General features: G+C 71.7%; 21 protein-coding genes and 1 pseudogene. 14 read left to right on the top strand and 8 right to left on the bottom strand.

Going from position 1 to position 24,316, the window contains the following annotated elements:
- Positions 1-91 precede the first annotated feature (91 nt).
- The 4 genes from ADL29_RS39710 (at position 92) to grpE (ending at position 5,144) form a co-directional block, all read left to right on the top strand.
- Positions 92-1,786, top strand: a complete 1,695-nt coding sequence (locus ADL29_RS39710; protein WP_078971630.1) for a sensor histidine kinase — start codon at positions 92-94, stop codon at positions 1,784-1,786.
- Entirely contained in the window at positions 1,783-2,475 is a 693-nt protein-coding gene (locus ADL29_RS39715) for a response regulator (protein WP_046929520.1), read from the top strand. The genes ADL29_RS39710 and ADL29_RS39715 overlap by 4 nt, the downstream gene beginning before the upstream one ends.
- A 159-nt stretch (positions 2,476-2,634) precedes the next feature.
- Positions 2,635-4,503: a molecular chaperone DnaK gene (gene dnaK / locus ADL29_RS39720; RefSeq protein WP_053928324.1), complete on the top strand. Its 1,869-nt coding sequence runs from the start codon at positions 2,635-2,637 to the stop codon at positions 4,501-4,503.
- Positions 4,500-5,144 (top strand): nucleotide exchange factor GrpE, encoded by a 645-nt coding sequence (gene grpE / locus ADL29_RS39725; RefSeq protein ID WP_053928325.1) that lies wholly within the window; start codon positions 4,500-4,502, stop codon positions 5,142-5,144. The genes dnaK and grpE overlap by 4 nt, the downstream gene beginning before the upstream one ends.
- Before the next feature lie 27 nt (positions 5,145-5,171).
- On the opposite strand, the gene ADL29_RS39730 is transcribed toward grpE, so the two are convergent.
- Positions 5,172-5,600 (bottom strand): SRPBCC family protein, encoded by a 429-nt coding sequence (locus ADL29_RS39730; protein WP_053928326.1) that lies wholly within the window; start codon positions 5,598-5,600, stop codon positions 5,172-5,174.
- Between the two features lie 33 nt (positions 5,601-5,633).
- Entirely contained in the window at positions 5,634-6,620 is a 987-nt protein-coding gene (locus ADL29_RS39735) for an SMI1/KNR4 family protein (RefSeq protein ID WP_053928327.1), read from the bottom strand.
- A 97-nt stretch (positions 6,621-6,717) separates the two neighbouring features.
- On the opposite strand from ADL29_RS39735, the gene ADL29_RS43905 reads away from it, so the two are divergent.
- Positions 6,718-6,948 (top strand): DivIVA domain-containing protein, encoded by a 231-nt coding sequence (locus tag ADL29_RS43905; RefSeq protein ID WP_169795298.1) that lies wholly within the window; start codon positions 6,718-6,720, stop codon positions 6,946-6,948.
- Positions 6,949-6,970: 22 nt separating this feature from the next.
- Here ADL29_RS43905 and ADL29_RS39745 read toward each other — a convergent pair.
- Positions 6,971-8,829: pseudogene (locus ADL29_RS39745) on the bottom strand (APC family permease).
- 155 nt (positions 8,830-8,984) lie between these two features.
- Here ADL29_RS39745 and ADL29_RS39750 point away from each other — a divergent pair.
- The 7 genes from ADL29_RS39750 to ADL29_RS39780 all read left to right on the top strand — a co-directional run bounded on the left by ADL29_RS39750 (position 8,985) and on the right by ADL29_RS39780 (position 17,278).
- Positions 8,985-10,022 carry a zinc-dependent alcohol dehydrogenase family protein gene (locus tag ADL29_RS39750; protein ID WP_053928329.1) on the top strand — a complete coding sequence of 346 codons (1,038 nt, stop codon included), beginning with the start codon at positions 8,985-8,987 and terminating at the stop codon, positions 10,020-10,022.
- A gap of 354 nt (positions 10,023-10,376) precedes the next feature.
- On the top strand, positions 10,377-12,830 hold the full coding sequence (locus tag ADL29_RS39755) for a SpoIIE family protein phosphatase (protein ID WP_211274478.1): 2,454 nt from the start codon (positions 10,377-10,379) through the stop codon (positions 12,828-12,830).
- 14 nt (positions 12,831-12,844) lie between these two features.
- A complete protein-coding gene (locus ADL29_RS39760; RefSeq protein ID WP_053928331.1) occupies positions 12,845-13,945 on the top strand; it encodes a sugar ABC transporter substrate-binding protein in 1,101 nt (366 codons plus the stop codon).
- Positions 13,946-13,957: 12 nt separating this feature from the next.
- On the top strand, positions 13,958-14,737 hold the full coding sequence (locus ADL29_RS39765) for an ATP-binding cassette domain-containing protein (protein WP_053928332.1): 780 nt from the start codon (positions 13,958-13,960) through the stop codon (positions 14,735-14,737).
- Positions 14,734-15,996, top strand: coding sequence for a sugar ABC transporter permease (locus ADL29_RS39770; protein ID WP_053928333.1), 1,263 nt, complete (start codon positions 14,734-14,736; stop codon positions 15,994-15,996). Before ADL29_RS39765 ends, ADL29_RS39770 begins: the two co-directional genes overlap by 4 nt.
- Positions 15,997-16,324: 328 nt before the next feature.
- The gene (locus tag ADL29_RS39775) at positions 16,325-16,816 is read left to right on the top strand and encodes a HEAT repeat domain-containing protein (RefSeq protein ID WP_157878693.1); all 492 of its coding nucleotides are present in this window, start codon (positions 16,325-16,327) and stop codon (positions 16,814-16,816) included.
- Positions 16,817-16,876: 60 nt separating this feature from the next.
- Positions 16,877-17,278: an Asp23/Gls24 family envelope stress response protein gene (locus tag ADL29_RS39780; protein ID WP_053928334.1), complete on the top strand. Its 402-nt coding sequence runs from the start codon at positions 16,877-16,879 to the stop codon at positions 17,276-17,278.
- A gap of 20 nt (positions 17,279-17,298) precedes the next feature.
- Here the strand turns inward: ADL29_RS39780 and ADL29_RS39785 are convergent, their stop codons facing one another.
- The 3 genes from ADL29_RS39785 to ADL29_RS39795 are packed head-to-tail and all read right to left on the bottom strand — an operon-like array spanning position 17,299 to position 21,065.
- Positions 17,299-19,329: a M3 family metallopeptidase gene (locus ADL29_RS39785; RefSeq protein WP_078971631.1), complete on the bottom strand. Its 2,031-nt coding sequence runs from the start codon at positions 19,327-19,329 to the stop codon at positions 17,299-17,301.
- A gap of 48 nt (positions 19,330-19,377) precedes the next feature.
- Positions 19,378-20,166 (bottom strand): group II truncated hemoglobin, encoded by a 789-nt coding sequence (locus ADL29_RS39790; RefSeq protein WP_053928336.1) that lies wholly within the window; start codon positions 20,164-20,166, stop codon positions 19,378-19,380.
- Positions 20,163-21,065: an SDR family oxidoreductase gene (locus ADL29_RS39795; RefSeq protein WP_053928337.1), complete on the bottom strand. Its 903-nt coding sequence runs from the start codon at positions 21,063-21,065 to the stop codon at positions 20,163-20,165. The genes ADL29_RS39790 and ADL29_RS39795 overlap by 4 nt, the downstream gene beginning before the upstream one ends.
- Before the next feature lie 198 nt (positions 21,066-21,263).
- Between ADL29_RS39795 and ADL29_RS39800 the strand changes: the two genes are divergently transcribed.
- A complete protein-coding gene (locus tag ADL29_RS39800; protein WP_053928338.1) occupies positions 21,264-22,172 on the top strand; it encodes a LysR family transcriptional regulator in 909 nt (302 codons plus the stop codon).
- A gap of 98 nt (positions 22,173-22,270) precedes the next feature.
- Positions 22,271-22,462, top strand: coding sequence for a DUF6381 family protein (locus ADL29_RS39805; RefSeq protein ID WP_053928339.1), 192 nt, complete (start codon positions 22,271-22,273; stop codon positions 22,460-22,462).
- A 142-nt stretch (positions 22,463-22,604) separates the two neighbouring features.
- On the opposite strand, the gene ADL29_RS39810 is transcribed toward ADL29_RS39805, so the two are convergent.
- Positions 22,605-23,222 carry a DNA polymerase ligase N-terminal domain-containing protein gene (locus ADL29_RS39810; RefSeq protein WP_053928340.1) on the bottom strand — a complete coding sequence of 206 codons (618 nt, stop codon included), beginning with the start codon at positions 23,220-23,222 and terminating at the stop codon, positions 22,605-22,607.
- Positions 23,223-23,297: 75 nt separating this feature from the next.
- Positions 23,298-24,302 carry an MBL fold metallo-hydrolase gene (locus ADL29_RS39815; protein WP_078971632.1) on the bottom strand — a complete coding sequence of 335 codons (1,005 nt, stop codon included), beginning with the start codon at positions 24,300-24,302 and terminating at the stop codon, positions 23,298-23,300.
- Positions 24,303-24,316 lie beyond the last annotated feature (14 nt).

The raw sequence follows: 24,316 nt of genomic DNA on the forward strand, positions 1-24,316 counted from the left end.
CCGCATCATGCGGAAGATTCGATTCCGCGGCAGGCTCAGGCACGGCATGCCAGGACATCGGGACGATACGGGACGCAAGGGGGTGTGCCGGATGCGGATCCCCCGGCCCCGCCGGATCTTTGCCCATGTCCTGACGGCGCAGGTGACCATCACCACGGGCGTCATGGTGCTCGCCACCGGTCTGTTTCTCGCGCCGCTCGGCTCGGAGCTCGACGAGCAGGCGATGCGGCGGGCGCTGTCGATCGCCCAGACCACCGCGGCCGATCCGGACCTCGCCCGGGAACTGGTCGCCACGCGGCCCGATCCGCGCGGACCGGTGCAGGCGGATGCGGAGCGGATTCGCAAGGCGACCGGGGCGCTGTACATCGTGGTGATGGACACGCGCGGGGTGCGCTGGTCCCACACCCGCACCGCCGAGATCGGACGGCATGTCTCCACCGACCCGAGCCGGCCGCTCGCCGGGCGGGAGGTGCGGGGGATCGACACCGGGACACTGGGGCGGTCGGCCCGCGCCAAGGTGCCGCTGCGGGACGGCCGCGGGCGGATCGTCGGCGCGGTGTCGGTCGGTATCGCCTACGACAGCGTCCGGGGTCGGCTGCTCGGCACCATCCCCGGTGTGCTGCGGTACGCGGGTGCCGCGCTCGCCGTCGGCGTACTGGCCACGCTCGCCGTCTCCCGCAGCCTCCGGCGCCGTACGCACGGCGTCGCGTTCGCCGATATCTCGGCGCTGCTGGACGAACGGGAGGCGATGCTGCACGGCATCCGTGAGGGTGTGGTGGCCTGCGACCGGAACGGCAGGATCCGGCTGGTCAACGACGAGGCCGGGCGGCTGCTCGGGCTGGATGCGTCGGCCGCGGGCCGGGCGCCGGACGAGGTGCTGCCGCCGAGCCGGACGACGGATGTGCTGACCGGGCGGGTGGCCGGACCGGATCTGCTGGCCGTCAGCGGTGGGCGGGTGCTGATCGCCAACCGGGTGCCGACACGGGACGGCGGGGCGGTGGTGACCCTTCGCGACCGCACCGAACTGGAGCTGCTCGGCCGGGAACTGGACAGCACCCAGGGCCTGCTGGATGCGATGCGCGCGCAGGACCATGAGCACGCCAATCAGCTGCACACGCTGCGCGGACTGCTGGAGCTGGGCCGGTACGAGAGGGCCGTCGCTTTCGTCGCCGAAGTGGCCAGCGCCCACCGGGCGTCCGCGGAACAGATCGCCGAGCGGGTGCCCGATCCGCTGCTGTCCGCCCTGCTCGTCGGCAAGGCGGCCATCGCGGCCGAACGCGGGGTGGCGCTGCGGGTGTCGGCCGCCACCCAGCTGCCCGATACGGTGGTCGACCCGCGCGACCTGGTGACCGTACTGGGCAATCTGCTGGACAACGCGCTGGACGCCGTCGCCGGACATCGCCGTGCCGAGCCGTTCGTCGAGGTGGAGCTGCGGGCCGAGGGCACCACGGCCGTGCTGCGGGTCTCGGACACCGGGCCCGGAGTGCCGCCCGCGATGCGCGAGCAGATCTTCGCCGAGGGCTGGTCCACCAAGGCCGCCCCGCCCGCGGCCGCCCATCGCGGCCGGGGGATCGGCCTGGCGCTGGTGCGGCGGCTCGCCGAGCGGTACGGCGGGATGGCCCGGGTGACCGCCCGCGCGGGCGGCGGCGCGGTCTTCACCGTCGTCCTGCCCGAGGCGCTCGCCCGCAAGGACGGCGGCCCCGGTCCGTCGGGGGCCCGCTCACGGCCGCCGGAGAGCCACGATGACCGAGCGAGCGGCGCGATGACCGTCGGAGGTTCAGCATGATCGACGTCCTTGTCGTGGACGACGACTTCCATGTCGCCGAGATCAACGCCGCCTATGTGTCCCAGGTCCCCGGCTTCCGTGTCACCGGCCACGCCCACACCGCCGCCCAGGCGCTGGCCGCCCTGGAGCGCACCCCCGTGGACCTGGTGCTGCTCGACCACTACCTGCCGGACGAGACCGGCCTGACGCTGGTACGACGGCTGCGCCAGCTCGGCCACCACGCCGACGTGATCATGGTGACGGCGGCCCGGGATGTGGCCACCGTCCAGGACGCGATGCGCTGCGGTGCGTTGCAGTACCTGGTCAAGCCGTTCGGCTTCTCCGGGATGCGGGCCAAGCTCGAGGGCTATGCCGCGCTGCGCCGCACCGTCGCGGGCGTCGGCGGACGCGGTGAGGCCGGCCAGGAACAGGTGGACCGGATCTTCGGCGCCTTCCGCACCGCCGGCTCCCCGCACACCGAACTGCCCAAGGGCCACTCGGCGGCCACCGTCGACCTCATCCGCCACGTCCTGGGCGAGGCCGGCCACCCCCTCTCCGCCCACGAGGTGGCCGGACGCGCCGGCGTCAGCCGCTCCACCGCCCAGCGCTATCTCAAGCACCTCGAACGCGCCGGCCATATCACCCTGACCCTGAAATACGGGGACACGGGGCGTCCGGAGCACCGCTACCGATGGGCTCCGGGACGGTGACGCGGATCACCGACGACCGGACGGCCATACGGCCCATTTGCCACGAATTCGGAGCATCTTGACAGGCACGGGGGCACGATTTATGCAGAGGGTGTAGGTGGCTTGCTCTCGTACCACCAGGTGAGAGGGCGTGTTCGGCGGACCGGTGAGGAGCGGACCATGGCGCGCGCAGTGGGTATTGACCTCGGTACGACGAACTCGGTGGTCAGTGTCATGGAGGGCGGTGAGCCCACCGTGATCACCAATGCCGAGGGCGCCCGGACCACGCCGTCGGTGGTCGGGTTCGCCAAGGGTGGTGAGGTGCTCGTCGGCGAGATCGCCAAGCGGCAGGCCGTGACGAATGTCGAGCGCACCGCGCGGTCGGTCAAGCGGCACATGGGCGACCCGCAGTGGCGTTTCCCGGACAAGGGCGATATCGACGGCAAGCACTACACCGCGCAGGAGATCTCCGCGCGGGTGCTGCAGAAGCTCAAGCGCGACGCCGAGCAGTACCTCGGCGAGGACGTGACGGATGCCGTCGTCACCGTCCCGGCCTATTTCAACGACTCGCAGCGCACCGCCACCAAGGAAGCCGGCGAGATCGCGGGCCTGAAGGTGCTGCGGATCGTCAACGAACCGACCGCCGCGGCGCTGGCGTACGGCCTGGACAAGGAGCACGACCAGACGATTCTGGTCTTCGACCTCGGGGGCGGCACCTTCGATGTCTCACTGCTGGAGATCGGCGACGGCGTGGTCGAGGTGAAGGCCACCAACGGCGACACCCATCTCGGCGGCGACGACTGGGACCAGCGGATCGTCGACCATCTGGCCACTCAGTTCAAGAACGCGTACGGGATTGATCTGACCCAGGACAAAATGGCCACCCAGCGGCTGCGCGAGGCCGCCGAGAAGGCGAAGATCGAGCTGTCGGCGGCGACCGAGACCACGATCAACCTGCCGTATCTGAGCGCTTCACCGGACGGGCCGCTGCACATGGACGAGAAGCTGACGCGGGCCCAGTTCGAGCAGATGACCAGCGACCTTCTGGACCGGTGCAAGTCGCCGTTCCACAACGCGGTGGAGGACGCCGGGATCAAGGTCTCGGACATCAACAACGTGATTCTGGTCGGCGGCTCGACCCGGATGCCCGCGGTGACCGAGCTGGTCAAGGAACTGACCGGCAAGGACCCGCACAAGGGCGTCAACCCGGACGAGGTCGTCGCGATCGGCGCCACGCTCCAGGCGGGTGTCCTCAAGGGCGAGGTCAAGGACGTCCTCCTGCTGGACGTCACGCCGCTGTCCCTCGGTATCGAGACCAAGGGCGGCATCATGACCAAGCTCATCGAGCGGAACACCACCATTCCGACGAAGCGGTCGGAGATCTTCACGACGGCGGAGGACAACCAGCCGTCGGTCCAGATCCAGGTGTTCCAGGGCGAGCGGGAGATCGCGGCGTACAACAAGAAGCTCGGGATGTTCGAGCTGACCGGTCTGCCGCCGGCCCCCCGTGGCCTTCCGCAGATCGAGGTGTCCTTCGACATCGACGCCAACGGCATCATGCACGTCACGGCCAAGGACCTGGGCACGGGCAAGGAGCAGAAGATGACCGTCACCGGCGGCTCCTCGCTGCCGAAGGACGACATCGACCGGATGGTGCGCGAGGCCGAGAAACATGCCGAGGAGGACCGCCGACGGCGCGAGTCCGCGGAGACCCGTAACCAGGGCGAGCAGCTGGTCTACCAGACCGAGAAGTTCCTCAAGGACAACGAGGAGAAGGTTCCGGCCGAGACGAAATCCGAGGTCGAGACGGCCGTCGGCGAGCTGAAGGAGAAGCTCAAGGGAGAGGACACCGCTGAGATCCGTGGTGCCTCCGAGAAGCTCGCGGCCGTCAGCCAGAAGCTGGGCCAGGCCATGTACGCCGACGCCCAGGGCGCGCAGGCCGCCGCCGGTGCCGAGGGCGCTGCCGCAGGCGAGCAGGCCAAGCCCGAGGACGATGTCGTGGACGCCGAGATCGTCGACGACGACCGGCAGGAGGGAAGTGGACGATGAACCGCCGGACGCACCGCCCGACCGGCGTGCGTGGCCTCGCCCGCCCCCCGCTGTCGATCATCCGGGACCGGCCGGACGACAACCCCGCCGTGCTCCCGCCCCACGACTCCCGGGCGAAGGAGACCGCCGACCCGCCCAGCGCCGCGCCCTCGGGCCATGGGCCCGCCGCCGCGCAGCCGGCGTCACCGGACGCGGCGCTCCGCGCCGAGCTGCGGGAGCGCACGGCCGACCTGCAACGGCTGAAAGCCGAGTACGACAACTACCGCAAGCGGGTCCACCGCGACCGTCTGGCGGTCGGCGAGATCGCCGTGGCCAATGTGCTGCAGCGCTTGCTGCCCGTACTCGACGCCCTCGCCGAGGCCACCGAGCAGGGTGCGGTGACCGGCGGATTCCGGCGCGTCGCCGATGCCCTGGAAGCCGAACTGGCGGCGCTGGGGCTGGAATCCTTCGGCACACCCGGCAGCCCCTTCGACCCGACCGTTCACGAGGCGGTCACCTACACCCCTGCCGAGCCGCCCGCCGACGCGGGCGAGCGCGCCGTGTGCGCCGCCGTCGTCCGCCCGGGCTACCGGGTCGGCGGCCAACTGCTGCGTCCCGCCCAGGTGGCCGTCCGGGGCGAACCGCCACCTCCCGCTCCGTAACACCGCGGACGCTGTGCCCACGGTGACTCAGCGTTCGTGTTCCACCATTCCCTTGAATTTCTGGAGATCGCTGCGGACTCCGTTCTCGATCGCGTGCACCTGGGCCAGACCCTTCGGGCCGCCGAACGAGTCCGTGATGGTGCTCGGCTCGTACTGGAAACGGGCCTGGACGCGGGTGTGCTGCTGGTCGATCGGCAGCAGCGAGACGCTGCCGGACAGCTCGGGACCGGTCGTCGTCTTCCACGACATGACCTTTTCCGTGGTGCGGTCGGTGATCTCAAGCTCGAGTTCCCGCGACGTGCCGCCGGCATCAAGGCCGAGATGCGTCCGTTTGCCCTCCAGATGGGCCTCACGGACGCCGTCCACATACTGCGGAATGCTGTCCACGCGGTGCAGACAGTCCCATGTCTTGTCGAGGGGCGCGCCAATGTCTATGTGCTCTTCGAGAGTGCTCATCAGGCACCTCACAGCTCGGTTCACGGCTACGGGTTACGTCTCCAGGGTGCTCCGGGCGGGCAGCGGGGGCGACCCGAGTCGGACGCGGGCCGGTGATCGATCACTTCCGGCCGTCTGTTGCAGGGCGCTGCCTCGGCCGGCGAGGGCCTGCAGTGCGGCCTCGCGGACGTCGGCGGACGCATCCGTCAGGGCGCGGACGAGCACGTCGTCGTCGGACGGTGTCGGGCGGCGGCCCAGCATGATCACGGCTGTCCGGCGCACCTCGGGGGCGGGATCTCCGACGGCGGCGGCGCCGAGCAGCGACCGGACGGCGGGTGTGAGGATCGGGGCGCGGCCCAGCCCCCGTGCGGCAACTTCCCGTAGAGCGGGGTCGGATGCATCACGGAGTATGGCGGCCATCGGGGGCTCGTCGTCCCGAAGAGCGACGTCGGGTGGGGCGCTGTGCATGCCGTTGCCGGTCTGGTCCAGCCATCTCTCGTACCAGTCCAGGAAGTCGGTGTCGTGGGTGAAGGAGGGCGCATCCACGTCGAATTCGAGGTTGACGTCGACGACGCGGCCGCGGGCGGGGCCGGTGACGACGAGCAGGGTGTAGAGGGAGCAGCCTCGGGTGGTGAGCGCGATGGTGCCGGGATAGGGCTCGGCGTCATCGTCGTCGAGCCAGGCGGGACCGAACGCGTGGTACCAGTCGGGGCCCGGTGCGGGGTCGGTGGGCGAGAGGGGGAAAGGCGTGCTGAGGTGGTCGGGCCGGATGGGGGCGCCGAGGACGACGTAGTCCCAGTCGTCCAAGTGCAGAAGGCCGGCGCCCGGGCCGATGCCGCCGTTGCCGATCGTGGTGAGGAAACTGCGGTAACACGGCGGCAGGCGGATACCGTACTGCTCCTCGAATGCCACCACGCGGGACTCCGGCATCGGCGGGCCGAGGAGGACGCGGTGCGACTCCTCACGGATGGAGTGGGTTCGGCCGAGCAGATCGCGGACGGGGGCGAGCTTGGCGGCGATTCTGCGCAGACGTGCATCCATGCCGTATGAACTCCTGACGGCCCGCCCGGAGTTCCCCCTGCGGCCCGCGAAGGTGGGCGGGAGTAGCCTCACCGCTGACAGAAAGGGGTACGTGCCGATGTTTTCGTCGCGTAGGGGAAAGGAACCGGGCCAAGGGTTCGCGCTCGGGTTCTCCATAGTGCGGCGTGGTTACGACCGCGCCCAGGTCGACGCCTATATCGAGCGCCTGGGCGGGGCCGAACCGCCAACGGTCCCGCCCGCCTTCGAGTTGGCGCGGCGGGGCTACGACCGTGGGCAGGTCGACGCCTACCTCGCCGGGCGGACGGCGCGCGGGGGCCTTGAGAAGTAGGAGGGGTGCGGGCGGAATCCGGTCAGCCGACGTGGACGCGGGGGCGGCGGGCCCGGTCGGGTTCGGCCTCGCGCAGGACCTCGCGGGTGACGGGGGCGACTTCGCCCTGGCCGAAGAGGAAGAAGCGCAGGAACTGCGCGAAGGGGCTGCCCTCGGTCCATTCGAAGTAGATGTGCGGGCGTTGTCCGGTGGTGTCCCGTACGTGCAGGAGCAGCGCGGCGAGGGCGTTGGAGATGGTGGAGCTGTCCAGGCACAGGATGCGGTAGCGGCCGTGCAGGACCTCGCCGCGGACCCGTAGCTCGCTCTCGAATTCGGAGGGGTCGCCGACGGTGACCTCGACGAAGACGAGGTCGTCCTCGGACGGGAGGTCGTTGTCGGTGCGGATCTGCTGGAGCTTGTCGCGGTATTCGGCCACGTCTCGCTGGTCGGGCTCGTTGGCGATGAAGCGGATGCCGCGCCCGTCGACGTCGCGCCGGGCGATGTCGCGGATGAACTGTTCTGCGGTGTCGTCGAGGACCACGCTGGTCACCCGCAGTTCGAAGGCGCGGGCGACGCGGGAGAGGAACGAGAGCAGGATGATGCCGGCGATGAAGCAGGCGCCGATCTTCACACCGTCCGGCCGCTCGATGACGTTCGCGACGGTGGTGTAGAGGAAGACGAGAGAGATCGCGGCGAAGCCGAGGGTCCAGCCGCGCTGGCGGGCGCGGCGGGCGGCGATGGTCACGGCGATGGCGGCGGAGCTGATCAGGACGAGGACGCCGGTGGCGTAGGCACCGCCCTGGGCGTCGACGTCGGCGTCGAAGATCCAGGTCACCAGGAACGCGACGAGGGTGAAGACCAGCACCATCGGACGTACCGCGCGCGCCCAGTGCGGCGCCATGCCGTAGCGGGGGAGATAGCGCGGCATGAGGTTGAGGAGTCCGGCCATCGCGGAGGCGCCGGCGAACCAGAGGATGGCGATGGTGGAGATGTCGTAGACGGTGCCGAAGGCGGAGCCCAGGTATGCGTGGGCGAGGTAGGCCAGGGCGCGCCCGTTGGCCTCGCCGCCCGGCTTGAAGGCGTCCGCCGGGATGAGCAGGGTGGTGATGAAGCTGGTGATGATCAAGAAGACGCTCATGATCACGGCGGCGGTGGTGAGCAGCTTCTTCGTGCCCCGGATCCGGCCCGCGGGGCGGTCGTCGGTGTCGTCGGGGTCTCCCTCGACATGCGGCATGACCGCGACCCCGGTCTCGAAGCCGGACAGGCCCAGCGCAAGCTTCGGGAAGACCAGCAGGGCCACGCCGACCATCGCGACAACGTTGCCGTGCTGGGCGGTGAGGGCGTGGGACCAGTCGGTGACGACGTGCGGGGCGCTGGCGACGTGCCACAGTCCGACGACGACCACGACGGCGTTCAGCGCGAGATAGAGGCCCACCAGGGCGACCGCCACGCCGACGGCTTCCAGGAAGCCCTTGAGGAAGACCGCGCCGAGCAGGGCGACCAGGACGAGGGTGATGAGCACCTGCTGGTGGTGCAGGGTGCTGGTCAGGTGCGGGTTCTCCACCAGGTGGGTGGAGGCGTCGGCCGCCGACAGGGTGATGGTGATGAGGAAGTCGGTGGCGGCGAAGCCCAGCAGCGTCAGGACGAACAGCTTGCCCTTCCAGACAGCAGACCGGCGGCGAGGGCGGCGATGCCCGGCTGATAGCCGAGGGTGGAGAAGTAGTCCACACCCGTCAGGCACATCACCCGCCACCATCGCTGCCCCTTGTGGGCGGGCTCGGGCCGGGGCTGTGCGCCCTGCTGATGCTTGGCGATGTCCGCCAGGCCTTCCAGCATCCACGCCCGCAGGCGATGTCGCATCGAGGTGCCGGCCGGGGAGGCGGGCGGGGCGGGGGTGGCCATGCGGGTGCTCCTGACGTACCGCTACAGCTTTCGGCCATCGGGGAGACGGCCAGGTCAGCGTACGCAACAGGGGTGGGTGCGGCCGGCGGCGGCAGGCCGCTGCCGCGGCGGGGCAGCGTTTGCCCGCCGTACCCCGCCGGCGCCACGCTGGAGGCATGGCAGCCGCCTCCGCTCCGGACGTTCCCGATGCGCTGTCCGGCTGGGCCGTCGAGCGGCCCGGTCCGGTGGCGTCCGGGCCGCTGGCGGCGGTGCGGCGTGCCCTTCCCGCACCGGGGCACGGCGAGCTGCTGCTGAGGGTGGAGGCGTGCGGGGTGTGCCGTACGGATCTGCATCTGGCGGAGGGGGATCTGCCGCCGCACCGGCCGTCGACGGTGCCGGGGCACGAGATCGTCGGGCGGGTGGTCGCGGCCGGGCCGGGTGTGACGCGGTTCCGCATCGGCGACCGGGCCGGCGGGGCCTGGCTGCGGGGGACCTGCGGCAGCTGCCGGTACTGCCGGGCGGGCCGGGAGAACCTCTGCCCGGCGTCCCGCTACACGGGGTGGGACACGGACGGCGGGTTCGCCGATGCGGCCCTGCTGCCCGCGGATTACGCCTATCCGCTCCCCGACGACCGGAGCGCCACGGAGCTGGCGCCGCTGCTGTGCGCGGGGATCATCGGCTACCGGGCGCTGCGGCGCAGTGCGCTGCCGCCCGGCGGGCGGCTGGGGATCTACGGATTCGGTGCCTCGGCGCATCTGGCCGCGCAGGTCGCGCTGGCCGAGGGGGCCACCGTCCATGTGCTGACCCGGTCCGCGCAGGCGCGTCAACTCGCCCTGGAGCTGGGCGCGTCCTCGGCCGGTGACGCCTACGGCCGGCCGCCCGAACCGCTGGACTCGGCCATCCTCTTCGCACCGGTCGGCGACCTGGTGCCGGTGGCTCTGGAAGCCCTGGACCGGTCGGGCACCCTGGCCGTCGCCGGTATTCACCTCAGCGACATCCCCCCGCTCACCTACCGGAGCCATCTCTTCTACGAGCGGAATCTGCGCAGCGTCACCTCCAATACGCGCGAGGACGGCCGGGAGTTCCTGGCGACGGCGGCGCGGATCGGCATCCGGGTCACGGTCAGTCCGTATCCGCTCGACCGGGCTCCGGAGGCGCTGGCCGATCTGGCGGGCGACCGGGTGCAGGGGGCCGCCGTCCTGGTGCCCGGCTGATCCCGTTCCATTGCCTTGATCGCCGGCCGTCGGCCCAAGGGGCGGTACCTCATCGTGCGGAGCCCGGCCTCGCTGACGGGACGTCAATCCGCCTGGAGTCGGCCCCTGCGGCGGACGAGGTCCCGCGACATCGGCACCCCCGGCCGCGGACCGCGTCGTACGGGGCGTTCCCCGGCCTCGCCGCGCTGCCGGCCGGGCATTTCGCCGCACATGCCGTGGACCGCTTGCGCGGGCTCCCGACTAGCTCCCCGCTCCCCCGATGCCGCACCATGGGAGTGAGGCGATAAATGGCGAAATGTCCGATTAGGTGGGGCCGGGGTGGACACCCCGGCCCCGAGGGCGGATACGGCGACCGTGGCTTACGACGACGGCTTCCCGCGTACGGAGGCGGTGCGATCAGTGACCGCGCGGGTCCTTGGGTCTTCCGGGACTGAGCTGACCGCCGTCTATGTGCCGGCCGAAGGGGACGGCGATCTCCAGCTGGCCGAGACGGTCGGAGGCGCCGGTGTCCCCTCCGGACTGCCGGCGCGCTGTGCGCTGTCCGGCGACTCCCCGATCGCCACGGCCTTCCGCACCGGGCGAACGCTGTGGCTGGGGCCGGCGGAAGGCGCAGCGAACGCCCCGATGGGCGTGCTGCCGCTGGGCGGCGATGCCCAGCGGCTGGGCTGCCTGGTCGTCGTGGACAAGGCCACGGACGCCTTCGGCCCCGACCGGCGCAGCCTGCTGGAGCTGCATGCCGAGCAGGTGGCGGCGGGGCTGGAGGCGCTGGCGGTCCGGGTGGTCGGGCGGCCGCAGGCGCCGAGGGCGGGACGGCTGGGGCCGGGGCTGGACACGCTGCGGGGCGGCGCGTTCACGCTCGGGCTGAGCACCGGGCGGATCGACGCGGATGCGCAGGTGCTGGAGCTGTTCGGCATCGCGCCGGAGGAGTTCGACGGGCGGGTGGAGACGCTGCTGGCGCGCACCGCCCCGGACGATGTGCCGGCGCTGATGGCCATCGTGGAGCCGGGCCGGCTGCCCTCGCCGGGCCAGCAGCTGTCCTTCCGTATCCGCCGGCACAATGGCGAGCTGCGCTGGCTGAGCCTGCGCTGCCGGGTGCCGGCCGCCGCCGACGGCACGCCCGAGCGGGTGCTGGGCGTGGTCGCCGATGCCGCGTATCTGCGGCCCAGCGCCGACGAGGTCGCCATTGTGCGGCGGCTGTCGGCGGCGCTGGCCGGGGCGACCACCATCCGGGAGGTGAGCCGGGTGGTGGTCGAGGCCCTGCGGGCGCCGCTGGCGGCCGGCCGGGTGGCGGTCGCCGAGCTGGAGGCCGACCGGTTCGTGGTCACCGTCCTCGATCCCCCGGAGCCCGGTGCCTGGCCCGAGGAGTGGCGCTCGGAGTGGCGGTCCGAATGGCCCGACGCGGCCCGCCACCGGCTGCCCACGCTGGAGGCCGCGCTACGGGCCGGGCATGTGGCGCTGTGGCCCCCGGGCGCCGCCCTCGAACCCGGTCTCGCCGGCATCGGCCCCGGCGGCCTCGCCGTACTGCCGCTGCCGGCCGACGGCCGGATGGTCGGGGTGTGCCTGGTCGGCTGGGAGCAGGAGCACCGGTTCGGGCCCGAGGAACGCTCGCTGCTGACCGCGACCGCGGGTCTTGCCGGGCAGGCGCTGGTCCGTGCGCATGCGCTGGACGCCGGGCACGAGCTGACCACGATGCTCCAGCGCAGCCTGCTGCCCCGCAAACTGCCGAAGCTGCCGGGCGGGGTGGCCGCCGCCCGCTATCTGCCCGCCACCGTGGGGCTCGAGGTCGGCGGCGACTGGTACGACGTCATTCCGCTCTCGGACGGCCATGTCGCGCTGGTCATCGGTGATGTGGAGGGGCACAGCGCGGGCGCCGCCACGATCATGGGCCAGATGCGCACCGCGATCAGGGCGTACGCGGTCGAGGGCCACCCGCCCGATGTGGTGGTCGCCCACACCAACCGGCTGCTCGTCGGCATGGAGACGGACCTCTTCGCCACCTGCTGCTATGTCGATCTGGACATGGAGGAGGGCATCGCCTGGTTCGTCCGGGCCGGGCATCTGCCGCCGTTGCTGCGGCACCCCGACGGCAGCACCGAGGAGATGGCGATCGCCGGCGGGCCCCCGCTCGGGGTGGTCGCGGACGGCGAATTCCCGCTGACCGAGGTGGGGCTGGCCCCCGGCACCGTACTGGCCCTGTTCACCGACGGGCTGGCGGAGTCGGCGCACCTCCCGCTCGAGCACGGGCTGCGCAGGGTGCGCGAGGTGTTCGGCGCGGCCGATCCGGGCGATGCCGGGCGGGTCGCGGACGATCTGCTCGGCAGCGCGAAGCACCGCCACGACGATGTGGCGGTGCTGGTCCTGCGCTACGACGGGATGCGGGTCCGCCCCACCCGGGCCCGCTGGGCGGTGTGGCGACTCCCGGACGCGGTGATGCACGCCCGCCGGTTCACCGCGCGCACGCTGCGCTCGTGGCAGGTGACGGAGGAGATGGACGTCGCCCTGCTGGTGGTGTCCGAGCTGGTCACCAATGCCATCGCGCACACCCAGGGCGAGGTGCTGCTGGATCTGACGCTGGCCGCGGACCGGCTGCGGATCGCCGTGAACGACGCCTCGCCGCGGGCCCCGGTCAAACCCGTGAGCGTGGACTGGGAGTCGACCGGCGGCCGCGGGCTGCTGCTCGTCGAGGCGATGTCGGTGGCCTGGGGCTCGGTACCGCTGAGCGGCGGCAAGCAGGTGTGGAGCGAGATCGGCCTGCAGCCCGGCGAACGGATCGCCCGGGGCGGCGCCGGCGGCCCGGCGGAAGGGTGAGGAGGTTGCCCGAGGTGAACGCTCGTCTGCGCGGTACGGCCGCCGTCCTCGCCGGGCTGTGTCTGCTCGCCGGCCCGGTGGCCTGCGGGGAGGCCGGCGGCGGGCATGTGCCGGGCGGACCCGCCTCCGGCGGCGCCCCGCGGATCGGGGTGCTGTTCCCGGACGACAACTGGCGCTTCCGTCACTTCGACAAGCCGCTGATCAAGAAGCAGATCCATGAGCTGTGCCCCGAGTGCAAGGTGGAGGCCGTGAATTCGCAGCACGATGTGGCCACCCAGCAGGCGCAGATGGACGCGATGATCACCAAGCGGGTGGACGCACTGATCCTCGACGCCAACGACCCCAAAGCGATGCGCACCCCGGTCGAGAACGCGCACCGCGCGGGCATCCCGGTCGTCGCGTACGACCGCCTCGCGGAAGGGCCCATCTCGGGCTATGTCTCCTTCGACGGCGCGAAGGTCGGACGGCTGCAGGGCGAGGCGCTGCTCAAGGCGCTCGGCAAGAAGGCGCACGGCGGCCAGATCGTCATGATGAACGGCGCCGCGACGGACCCCAACTCGGCCTGGTTCAGGCAGGGCGCGCTGTCCGTCCTCCAGGGCAAGGTGCGGATCGGCAAGGCGTACAACACCGCAGGCTGGCGCCCCGAGTTCGCCAACGCCAATATGTCCGCCGCCATCGCGGCGCTGGGTGCCGACCGGATCGACGGCGTCCTCTCGGCCAACGACGGCCTGGCCGCCGGCATCATCTCCGCCCTGAAGGCCGCCAAGATCGATCCGCTGCCCCCGGTCACCGGCCAGGACGCCGAGATCGCCGCCATTCAGCGCATCCTCGTCGGCGAGCAGTACATGACCGTCCTCAAACCCTTCAAGCCCGAGGCCGACGGCGCCGCCACCATGGCCGTCGCGCTGGCCCGCGGCAAGACGCTCGGCGGCATCGCCACGCACAAGGTCGACAGCCCCACCACACGCGGCATCCCGGCGGTGCTGCTCACCCCCGTCCCGGTGACCGTGCACACCATCAAGGACACCGTCATCAAGAACGGGATGTACACGATCGATCAGATCTGCACGCCGAAATTCGCGGCAGCCTGCGCGAAGGCGGGGCTCACCAGGTAAGGCAGGTACCCCATGTCAGCACCGCCCTTGCTGGCGCTGCGCGGAATCTTCAAGCGGTTCGGCGCCGTCCATGCCCTCGCGGACGTCGAGCTGGAGATCCGCGGCGGTCAGGTCGTCGCGCTCGTGGGGGACAACGGCGCGGGCAAGTCCACGCTGGTCAAGGTGATCGCCGGGGTCGACCCCGCCGATGCGGGGGTCATCGAGTGGGAGGGCCGGCCGGTGCACATCGGCCGGCCGCACGAGGCCCAGGACCTGGGGATCGCCACCGTCTACCAGGACCTCGCGCTGTGCGACAACCTCGATGTGGTCGGCAATGTCTTCCTCGGCCGCGAGATTCAGCGGCGCGGTCTCCTGGACGAGGTGGAGATGGAGCGCCGCACCCTGCAGCTGCTGGAGAGCCTCGCCATCCGGTTGCCGAGCGTGCGCCTCCCGGTCGCCTCGCTGTCCGGCGGCCAGCGGCAGACCGTTGCGATCTCCCGCTCGCTTCTCGGCGAACCCAAACTCGTCCTGCTCGACGAGCCCACCGCGTCCCTGGGCATCGAGCAGACCGCCCAGGTCCTCGACCTCGTCGAGCAGCTGCGGGAACGCGGCCACGGCGTGCTGCTGATCAGCCACAACATGGGGGACATCAAGGCCGTCGCGGACTGGATCGCCGTACTGCGGCTGGGCCGCAACAACGGCTTCTTCGATGTGACGACCACGTCCCACGAGCAGATCATCGCCTCCATCACCGGTGCGTCCGACAACGCCGTGACGCGCCGTGCGACACCGGGCTGGGAGGTGGAGACATGAGCAGACCATGGACACTGCCGCTGCCGCTGCGCAGGAACCGGCCGGCCGGCGCGGACGGCCGGCCCCCGCGCGGGCACGGCGGGCAGAACCCGTGGCAGGTCCTCAAACGCAGATTCCACAGCGGCGAGCTCGGCTCGGTCCCCGTCGTTCTCGGCCTGCTCGTGGTGTGGATCATCTTCGAGAGCCTCAACAGCAACTTCCTCTCACCGCGCAATCTGTCCAGTCTGAGCGTGGACATCGTCGGCATCGGCATGATCTCGACGGGCGTCGTCTTCGTGCTGCTGCTCGGCGAGATCGATCTGTCGGTCGGCTCGGTGAGCGGCCTGGCGGCGGCCGCCTTCGCGGTGCTGAACATCAACCAGGGCATGCCGGAAGGCTTCGCGCTGCTGCTGGCGGTGCTCGGCGGCACGCTGATCGGGGCCGTCCAGGGATTCTTCTTCGCCAAGGTCGGGGTGCCCGCGTTCGTGGTCACCCTCGCCGGTCTGCTGGGCTGGTACGGCCTGATGCTCTACATCCTGGGCGCCAGCGGCACCATCAACATCGACGACAAGGGCCTGGTCGCGCAGCTGACCGGCTTCTACTTCACCCATGTCGCCGCGGCCTACGGCCTGGCCGTGCTCGGCACCGCCGGCTACTTCCTCGCCTCCTACCTGGACGTGCGGCGCCGCCGGGCCGCGGGAGTGCCGGCCAGGCCGATGGGCGAGATCGCGCTGCGCACCGGTGTGCTGGCGGCGGTCTCCCTGGCCGCGGCCGCGGTGCTCAACCAGTTCCAGGGCCTGCCGCTGGCCCTGCTGATCTTCCTCGTCTTCCTGGTAGGACTCGATCACGTGCTGCGCCGTACCCGCTACGGACGGATGATCTTCGCCCTCGGCGGCAGCGTCGAGGCCGCCCGCCGGACCGGGCTCAATGTCGCGCTGGTGCAGATCTCGGTGTTCATGATCTCCGGCACGATGGCCGCGATCGGCGGCCTGTTCCTCGCCTCCCGCGTCACCTCGGCCACCCAGACCTCGGGCTCGGGCAACCTCCTGATGGACGCCATCGCCGCGGCGGTCATCGGCGGCACCAGCATGTTCGGCGGGCGCGGCAGAACCTGGTCCGCGCTGCTCGGCGTGCTGGTCATCCAGTCGATCGCCTCCGGAGTGGCCCTGATGGGCATCCAGACCGCCGTCCAGTTCATGATCACCGGTGGTGTGCTGCTCCTCGCCGTCGTCATCGACTCGCTGTCCCGGCGCGCGCAGCGCTCCCACGGCCGTGTCTGAGGGGCGCGGCCGAGCCCGGCACCCGATCGGAGCATCCCGGCCGGAGGCGGCTGCGGTTGCGGATGCGGGCCGGGGCGCGAAGCATGGATGGGTATGCGCTGACGGGCCATGTCCGCGGAACCCGCGGAAAGGCACCCCGTCCCGGCATTACCGGCCCGATTACCGGCCGCTGACCGCACCAGGTCCCCCACCCCCCCCTCTCGAACACTCCCCTGCTCGAAGGGACGGCAACTGCATGGCCATGGAATACGGACAGCAATGGAGTTTCGCCGCCGAATGCGGCGGCCTTGGCGCGGCGGTCCGCGACGCCATGCGTGCCGTGGGTGCCGTGAGTGACACAGCCGAGTACGCCGCGGAGGGATATCAGCGGGCACTCGACACCTTGCACGGCTATCCCGACGAGGCCGTCACCGCGGTCCTGCGGCGCGGCTGGGAAACCCTGCCGGAATGCGCCTATCCCGACCGCTGGGGCGTCGTCCAAGTCCTCACCGACCTGCGCCTGTCGACCGCCACGGATGTCTTCGAGGCCGTTCTGACCACTCCCATACCGCCGGAGCGCACCGTCGAATTCGCGCACCCCTATTCCACGGTCGGGGAGGAAATCACCATCAGAACCACCGCCGTCGAAGGGCTGACGCGGCTGGCCGCGGAGGATGACCCGGGCGCCGTCGAATTGCTCATACGTCATGTGACGGATGCCGACCGCAGTATTCAGGTCGCGTGCGTGATGGCGCTGCGGGATCTCGGCGAGGACGCCGGTGTCGACGTCTCCCCGCTGGTGCCCGAAGAGGACCAGGATCTGCTGCGTTTCCGCCGCTAGCCGTTGGCCGGGCAAAGCGCTGGCCGTCGGCCGGGCGAAGAAGGAGGAGAGTGATACGCCATGACGGACCCCACAACGCGCGGCAGGACGACCATCGCGGACACCGTGGTCGCGAAGATCGCCTACCTCGCCGCCGAGGAGGTACCCGGCGTGCATGCGCTGGGCAGCGGACTCGCCAGATCCGTCGGGGCGCTGCGCAAACGCGTCCCGGGCGGGCCGGCCACGACCGTTCACGGGGTGAAGGTCGAGGTCGGTGAGAAGCAGGCGGCGGTCGATCTGGATCTCATCGTCGAGTACGGCGAGATCATTCCCGATGTGGCCGGTGCCGTACGGGAGAGCGTGATCGCCGCCGTCGAGCGGATGACCGGGTTCGAGGTCGTGGAAGTCAACACCGTGGTGAGCGATGTGAAGCTGCCCGAAGAAGCGGAGGAGGAAGGGCCGTCCCCGGAGCGCGTGGTGTAACGCGCTCCGGACGGGCCGGCTCAGCCGGTCGCCAGCCCGTGCCGGGCCAGCAGCGGCCCGATGTCCGGGTCGCGGCCGACCACGGCACGGAATGCCGCCATGGGGTCGACGCTGCCGCCCCTGCCGAGCAGTTCGCGGCGGAAGATCTCACCGCTCTCCCGTACCGTCTTGCCGTTCTCGCGGAACCACCGCACGGTGTCGGCGTCCAGCACCTCGGCCCACCGGTAGCCGTAGTACCCGGCCGCATAGCCGCCGCCGAAGATATGGGCGAAGTAGCCGGTGCGGTAGCGCGGCGGGATCGCGGGCAGGGCGATCCCGTAGCGCTCCAGGGCGGCGGCCTCGAAGGCCTCGGCACCGTCCGCGTCCGGCAGTTCACCGTCGGCGGGCAGCGTGTGCCAGGCCCAGTCGAGCAGCGCGGCGGCCAGGTGCTCCACATTCCGGAAGCCGATGCCGAAGTTCTCCGCCTCGCGCAGCCGGGCCGGCAGCTCGGGCGGCATGGGCTCGCCGGTTTCGTGGTGCCGGGCGTAACGGGGCAGCACCTCGGGCCGGTCCGCCCACATCTCGTTGACCTGGGAGGGGAACTCCACGAAGTCCCGGGGGACCTGGGTGCCCGACAGCAGCGGGTAGCGGACGTCGGAGAACAGCCCGTGCAGCGCATGGCCGAACTCGTGGAAGAGAGTGGTGACCTCGTCCCACGTCAGCAGGACGGGCCCGCCCTCCGGCGGCTTGGCGATGTTCAGGTTGTTGATGACCACCGGCTTGTGGCCGAGGAGCCGGGACTGCGGTACGAGGGCATCCATCCAGGCGCCGCCGCGCTTGGACGGACGGGCGTGGAAGTCGCCGACGTAGAGGCCGAGCGGGCTGCCGTCGGCCTCGTACACCTCGAAGACCCGGGCGTCCGGGTGGTGCGCGACCAGGTCGGGGCGCTCGGTGAAGGTGATCCCGTAGACCAGTCCGGCGGCGTGGAACACCCCGTCCCACAGCACCTTCTCCAGCTCCAGATACGGGCGCAGCGCGGCCCCATCGACGTCGAACCGCTCCTTGCGGATCCGCTCGGAGTAGTACTGCCAGTCGGCCGCCCGGATCTCGTCGGCTCCGGCCGCCTCGGCCAGCGCCGCGCCCTCGCGTTCGGCGTTCGCGACCGCGGGGGCGACCAGCCCGAGGAGCATCTCCTCGACCGCCTCGGTCGTCCCGGCGGTCCCGTCGGCGACCACCCAGGCGGCATGGCTGGGGTGCCCGAGCAGGGCGGCCCGCTCGGCGCGCAGGGCGGCCACGGCGACGGCGATCGGACCGTTGTCGGCCACGCCGCGCCCGAGCGAGGCGGCGAGCAGCCGCTCGCGCAGTGCCGGGTCGTGCAGCGCGGCGAGCTCGCTCTGGCTGGAGAAGTTCTTCAGGCTGAGCACGAACTTGCCGTCGTGGCCGCGGGCGTGGGCGTTCTCGGCGGCGGCCGCGATCTCGTCCTCGGGCAGCCCGGCCAGCTCCTCGGCACGGTCCAGCACCAGCGCGGCCCCGGCGGTGGCCGCGCGCAGGTTCTGCTGGAACTCGATGCAGCGGGAGGCGATGTCGGCGTTCAGCTCGCGCAGCCGCTGCTGGTCCTCGGGGGTGAGCCGCGCTCCGGCCCGTACACGAAGGGCGTGGTGACGTTCGAGTACCCGCAACTGCTCGTCGTCCAGGCCGAGTTGACCGCGCCGCACGAAGAGGTCGTCGAGGCGGGCGAACAGGGCGGGGTCGAGCAGCAGGGCGTCGTCGTGGGCCGCCAGCCGGGGCGCGATCTCGGCCTCCAGCTCCTGGAACGCGGCGTCGGTGTCCGAGCTCGCCTTGTTGTCGAAGACGCGGCGGACCCGGCGCAGCACCGCGCCGCTGCGCTCCAGGGCCTCGACGGTGTTCTCGAAGGTGGCGGGCTCGGGACCGGCACCGATCGCCGCCACCTCGGCCTGCTGCTCGGCCATACCGCGCTCGAAGGCCGGCCGGAAGTGCTCGTGCCGGATGCGGGCGAACGGCGGCAGCTCGTAGGGAAGTTCACTCGGCTCGAAGAAGGGGTTCGACGTCACAGAGTCCGACCCTATGCCCGGGAACGGCCCCCGGCCGGGTGGTGTGTGTCACTGCGGCGGCCGTGACTCCCCCTCGCCCCCCTTCGCGTCGCCCTCGCCCCACCCCCACCGCGGCGTCGGACCGGGGTCGCCCAGGTCCGTGCCGGGAGACTGCCGGGAGACGTCCTGGGCGATACGGGTGCCCCAGTCGAAGTACTCCATGACCCGGCGCCGGAGCGCCGGATCGGGCGGCAGCTCCTTGTCCACGGCCCGGGACATCAGCTCCAGCCAGCGGGAGCGCTGCCGGTCGGTGATGGCAAGACCCAGGTGGCTGCGCAACAGCCCCTGGTGGCCGCCGAGTCCGGCGGTGAAGCCGGCCGGGCCGCCGAAGACCTCGGCGAGCCAGACGGCGACGTGTTCGCGGTGCTCGGGGGTGAAGTGTGCGAAGACGGGTGCCAGCACGGGGTCGGCGAGGACCGCCTCGTAGAAGGTGTCGCTGAGGCGGCGGAGGGCGGGAGTGCCGCCGACGGCCTCGTACAGGGTCGCGGCCCGCCGTTCCGACGACACCGCGGTGCCCGCGTAGTGCCTCATCTCCTCGATGTCCTCGATGTACGGCCGTACACGGTCGAGGAACGGCCCGAAGTGCGGACCGCCGCGGAAGCCCTGGAGATGGTCCTCCACCGAGGTCCATACGATGCGCAGGATGTAGCGGTCGGGCTCCTCGACGCCGTGTGCCAGGTCGTAGCCCAGACACTGCGGCGCCGCGTCGAGCTGTTCGGCGGCGGCCGCGTACACCTTCTCGAAGGCGGCGCGCCGCTCCGGGTCGCTGATGCGGTAGCGGATGTACTCGACGGTCATGCGGGGCGCTCCTGGGAAGTCGGCGGCTGGGACGTCGGCGGTGTGGCGCGCAGTGCCGGGGCGTGTTCGGTGAGGAATGCGGTCAGGGAACGGGCCGGGCGGCCGAGCAGGCGGGGGATCTCCTCGGTGACCGTGGCCGCCTCGCCCGCCGCGTACATGCCGTACAGCTCGACGAGTCCGCTCGCCCGCCACTCGTCCAGCCCGGCGTCGAGCAGGGCGGCGCGGGCCCGGCCGGGTGTCGTGGCGCGGTAGATGATTTCGCGGCCGAGCACCGCGCCGATCAGCCCGGCGATCTCTTCGTGGGTCAGGGCTTCGGGGCCGGTGAGTTCGTAGATCCTGCCGTCGTGGCCGCCGGTGGTGAGCACCTCGGCGGCGGCCTCGCCGACATCGCGGGCGTCCACGTACGAGACCGCGGCCTTCCCCGTGGGAAGCGCCAGGGTCCCGGAGCGCAGGGACGGTGCCAGGGCGAGGAAGTTCTGCAGGAAGCCGTTCGGGGCGAGCACCGTCCAGGGCAGCCCACTGGCCCGGACGTGGTCGAGACCGGCGGCGTGCGCCTCGAAGAAGCGGACGTGGGACGTCCGGCGTCCCACGCCGGTCGCCGCCTGCAGGACGACCCGGGGGCGGCCGGCCTTCGCCGCCGCGTCGATGACCGTGCGCGCCTGCTGCGCGGCTTCCGGGTCGACCGGGGTGAGGAGGTAGACGGCGTCGATGCCGTCCAGGGCCGGGGCCAGCGACCCGGCGTCGTTCAGATCCGCGATCACCGGGTGCACCCGGTCGTCCCACTCGGCGGGCAGCCCGCCCGTGTCACGTACCAGCGCGCGGACCGCCGCACCGCGGTCGCGCAGTGCGCGCACCAGCGGCCGCCCGACGGTGCCGGTCGCGCCCGTCACCAGAATCATCAGTCCCCCAAGGCCGGTTGACGTGTGTGTGAGGGGTGGTTCGACATGCGCCACGGTGTTCTCCGCAGGTGTTCCCGCATGCGTTCCCCGCCGCTTCCACGCTACGAGCGGCACCGCTGATCAACAAGCGCAGCTTGTTGTCGACCCACAAGCGGGGGTTGTCGACGGCGGGACCCGCCGCCCGTACGATGCGGTCGTATGGAACCCGAGCTGCGGCAGATGCGGTACTTCGTGGCGGTGGCCGAGCGGCGCAGCTTCACCCGCGCCGCGGACGATGTCTATGTCGCCCAGCAGGCGCTCAGCCAGCAGATCAAGGCGCTCGAAGACATCCTGGGCGTGCGGCTGCTGGAGCGGACCTCGCGCCGGGTCGAGCTCACCGCGGCCGGTGCCGCGTATCTGGCCGACTGCCGGCGAATCCTCGCCGCGTCGGGGCGGGCGGCGCAGCATGCGCGGGCCGTGGCGGCCGGGGAGGTGGGGCGGCTGCGGGTGGCCTATACGGTCAGCGCGGTGTACGAGACCCTTCCGGCGCTCGGCGCGCTGCTCGCGGAGGAGTTTCCGAAGCTGAAGATGGAGACCCGGGAGATCTTTGCCGCGGATGTGTGCCGGACGCTGCGGGAGGAGCGCTGCGATGTCGCCCTCGCGCCGATGACCTCTTATCCGAAGGGGATCCTGCGGCGAACTGTCCGGCGGGAGGAGCTGATGGCCGCGGTCCCCGACGGCCATCCGCTCGCCGGGCTGCCGGCCGTGGATCTCGTACGGCTCAGGGACGAGACCTTCCAGCTGTGGCCGCGGGAGATGGCGCCGGGCTATTTCGACGCCGTGGTGGGGGCCTGCCGGGGCGCGGGGTTCGAGCCTGCGCTGGACGACACCGCCTCGGGCTCCAATGCCTGGGCCGGTATCGCCGCCGGGCGCGGCGTCAACCTCGTCGTGGCGTCGCTCGCCCACCAGCTCCCGCGCGGCATCACGCTGGTGCCGCTGTCGGAGCCGCGGCCCGGCCTGTGCCTCGATGCCGTCTGGCGGGCGGATCACCCGCATCCGGCCGTGCCCCGGTTCCTCGACGTCTGCGCGGAACTGGCCCGTCGGCAGGGGTGGCCGGCCGGCGGGTGACGGCCCGGTCACCAAGGGCCACGCTTCGACATGCCGTGCGCCACGGAGCCTGGTTGGCTGGGATACGGGGACTTTCCGCCACCCACCAAGGAGTGATCATGGGCCCCAAGGATGAAGCGCGTGAGCGTCTTCAGCAGATGCGTGAGAAGGCCCAGCAGCTGACCGAGGCCGCCGAGAAGGCCACGGATCCCAAGGAACGGCAGCGCCTGCAGGAGAAGGCACGCAAGCTGCAGAGCCAGACCGAGCAGGAAAGCCTCCTGCGCAGCGGAGACATCTACCCCACCGATTAACGGCCCGTGGGACGTCCCACGTCCCACAAACCCGCGTCCCGTCTCGTGACGGCCGGCCGGTGGCCCTCCGTCCTCGATGTCCTCGGCGTCCTCGACGGAGACCGCCGGCCGTTCCCTCTCCGGGGTCCGGCTCCCCCGGGTCTCACTCCCCGGGCCCGTCCTCGGCCGCCACCTGCTTGAGGGTTCGGCCGCTGAGCACCGACCGGGCGCGGACCGGATCGGGCGTCCCGTGCCCGGACGCGCGGGTGTCGTTCTCCTTCACCAGCAGCCAGGACTCCCGCTCGCCCGGTTCCTCACCGGTACGGAAGCGGGTGAGCGCATAGCCGCCGTGCAGCTTGCCGCCGTCGAGCCAGAAGGCGGCGTGGCCGTGCTCCAGGGCCTCCCCGAACGTGGCGGGCCGGCGCTTGCCCTTGGGCGGGAGGGGGCGGTAGGTGCCCCGGTCCCAGACGATCACGGTGCCCGCGCCGTACTCCCCCGCCGCGATGACGCCTTCGAACTCCCGGTATTCCAGCGGATGGTCCTCGGTGGGCAGGGCGAGCCGTTTGTCGTGCGGGTCGGCGGACGGGCCCTTGGGAACGGACCAGGACTTCAGTACGCCGTCGACCTCCAGCCGGAAGTCGAAGTGCAGCGTCGACGCGTCATGGATCTGCACGACGAAGCACGGCTCCTCACCGGCCGGCGCGCCCTCGCCGCGCGGCTCTTGCGTACGGTCGAAGCGCCGCTTGCGGCGGTATGCGGCCAGGCCCTGCTTGCCGCCCATGGCCGTCCCCTTTCGCCGTTGCGCCACCTTTCACTCTCTCCGGTGCCGGCCCCCGCCGCACCCGCACGGCAGGGATCAAGCGCCCGGCCGGCGGAGGAACTGCGCGGCGGCATCGCGGTCGTGGGCGGGAACCACGGTCACGCTGCCGGGGAGGGCGTGCAGACGGTGGAGGGTGGCGAAGGCGGCATCACGGTCGGCGTCGACGAGCCGGCCGGGGAGGGGGGCCTTCTCCCTCAGGTGGGTGATCTGGGCGGTGTGCCAGGCGGCGTCGCCGGCGAGCAGCACCGAGCGGCCGCCGTCGAGGGCCAGGAGCACGCCGACGCTGCCGGGAGTGTGGCCGGGAAGCGCCACCAGGACGACGGAGCCGTCGCCGAAGAGGTCGTGGCTCCGGGCGAAGGTGAGTACCGGGCGGTCGTCGAGTTCCCGGAAGGCGAAGGGGCGGCCGCCGAGGGGGCCGGTGACCACGCCGAGCGGAGTGACGTCCGCGAGGGCGAAGTCCCGTTCGGCCCGGCTGGTGGTGACGGGGAGGGAGGAGGGGAGGTCGAGCAGCCCCGAGACATGGTCCCAATGGAGGTGGGTGGGCAGCACCATGTCGATATCGGCCGGTGTCAGACCCACGGCTTCCAGCGCGTCGGGCATACCGGAGACCGGCCGGTCGGGGGTGACCAGCAGGCGCAGTGCGGTGGGCATGTCCCGCAGTACGCGGTCGTGGACGTTCGCGCACATCGCCGGGTCGACCAGGATCCTGGCCCGGGGGTGCTCCACGAGAAAGGTCGTCATGCCGAGATCGACCGTGACGGGCCGCCACACTCCTTCGGCCACCACGGCGCGTGGCGCCCGCTGGGTGCCCTGGATCAGGGCCGTGAGTCCGACCGTCCGGCTCGCCCGCGGCGCCCCCGCATCGACCAGCCGCGACAGCAGCCGGCGGTCCGGCCGCCGGGGCCTCAGCAGCCGCCCCGGCGTGGCCGCCAGCGCCCGGCAGCACGCGCCCGCAGCGGCCAGCTCTCCGATGTGCCGGGCACCGACCGGTTCCGAATCCGCGGCGTTCCCGCCCTCTGAGCTCCTGCCCTCACAGTGCATCTGCCCGGCCTTTC

The sequence above is a fragment of the Streptomyces chattanoogensis genome (genome assembly GCF_001294335.1).
GTDB lineage: Bacteria > Actinomycetota > Actinomycetes > Streptomycetales > Streptomycetaceae > Streptomyces > Streptomyces chattanoogensis.

Coding starts and splice junctions, on each gene's coding strand:
- ADL29_RS39805 (WP_053928339.1), top strand. CDS start 22,271: ATGGGCCCCAAGGATGAAGCGCGTGAGCGTCTTCAGCAGATGCGTGAG.
- ADL29_RS39715 (WP_046929520.1), top strand. CDS start 1,783: ATGATCGACGTCCTTGTCGTGGACGACGACTTCCATGTCGCCGAGATC.
- ADL29_RS43905 (WP_169795298.1), top strand. CDS start 6,718: ATGTTTTCGTCGCGTAGGGGAAAGGAACCGGGCCAAGGGTTCGCGCTC.
- ADL29_RS39730 (WP_053928326.1), bottom strand. CDS start 5,600: ATGAGCACTCTCGAAGAGCACATAGACATTGGCGCGCCCCTCGACAAG.
- ADL29_RS39765 (WP_053928332.1), top strand. CDS start 13,958: ATGTCAGCACCGCCCTTGCTGGCGCTGCGCGGAATCTTCAAGCGGTTC.
- ADL29_RS39790 (WP_053928336.1), bottom strand. CDS start 20,166: ATGACCGTCGAGTACATCCGCTACCGCATCAGCGACCCGGAGCGGCGC.
- ADL29_RS39750 (WP_053928329.1), top strand. CDS start 8,985: ATGGCAGCCGCCTCCGCTCCGGACGTTCCCGATGCGCTGTCCGGCTGG.
- dnaK (WP_053928324.1), top strand. CDS start 2,635: ATGGCGCGCGCAGTGGGTATTGACCTCGGTACGACGAACTCGGTGGTC.
- ADL29_RS39780 (WP_053928334.1), top strand. CDS start 16,877: ATGACGGACCCCACAACGCGCGGCAGGACGACCATCGCGGACACCGTG.
- ADL29_RS39770 (WP_053928333.1), top strand. CDS start 14,734: ATGAGCAGACCATGGACACTGCCGCTGCCGCTGCGCAGGAACCGGCCG.
- ADL29_RS39795 (WP_053928337.1), bottom strand. CDS start 21,065: ATGATTCTGGTGACGGGCGCGACCGGCACCGTCGGGCGGCCGCTGGTG.
- ADL29_RS39800 (WP_053928338.1), top strand. CDS start 21,264: ATGGAACCCGAGCTGCGGCAGATGCGGTACTTCGTGGCGGTGGCCGAG.
- grpE (WP_053928325.1), top strand. CDS start 4,500: ATGAACCGCCGGACGCACCGCCCGACCGGCGTGCGTGGCCTCGCCCGC.
- ADL29_RS39815 (WP_078971632.1), bottom strand. CDS start 24,302: ATGCACTGTGAGGGCAGGAGCTCAGAGGGCGGGAACGCCGCGGATTCG.
- ADL29_RS39735 (WP_053928327.1), bottom strand. CDS start 6,620: ATGGATGCACGTCTGCGCAGAATCGCCGCCAAGCTCGCCCCCGTCCGC.
- ADL29_RS39810 (WP_053928340.1), bottom strand. CDS start 23,222: ATGGGCGGCAAGCAGGGCCTGGCCGCATACCGCCGCAAGCGGCGCTTC.
- ADL29_RS39710 (WP_078971630.1), top strand. CDS start 92: ATGCGGATCCCCCGGCCCCGCCGGATCTTTGCCCATGTCCTGACGGCG.